At 70.0% G+C, this 340-nt stretch carries 1 protein-coding gene; it reads left to right on the plus strand.

Annotation, left to right across the window (positions count from 1 at the left end; translation table 11 throughout):
* A partial coding sequence (locus EN786_RS36570; protein WP_145972934.1) for an HAD-IA family hydrolase occupies positions 1-340 on the plus strand: 340 nt, incomplete at both ends.

A 340-nucleotide genomic window follows, 5' to 3' on the forward strand; every position in this document is an offset into this window, starting at 1 on the left:
GGGCGAGGGCTTCGACCATGCCAGCCTCAACCGCGCTTTCCGCGAACTGGTTGCCGGCGCCGATTTCGTGGCGCTTGCCGTCAACCGCACTTTCAGGGATGCCGACGGGCTGCTCAGCCTCGACGCCGGCGCCTTCGTCGCGGCGCTTGAATTCGCCAGCGGCCGAAGCCCCGTGGTGCTCGGCAAGCCGTCGCCGGATTTCTTTCTCTCGGCGCTTGCGGACCTGGACTGCCCGGCGGCCGACGCGGTTATGGTCGGCGACGATGCGGAGAGCGATGTCGCCGGGGCGCTCAACGCCGGGCTTGGCGCGGCCCTGCTGGTGCGCGCCGGCAAATACCGT

This window comes from Mesorhizobium sp. M4B.F.Ca.ET.143.01.1.1 (assembly GCF_004792275.1).
Classification (GTDB): Bacteria; Pseudomonadota; Alphaproteobacteria; order Rhizobiales; family Rhizobiaceae; genus Mesorhizobium; species Mesorhizobium abyssinicae.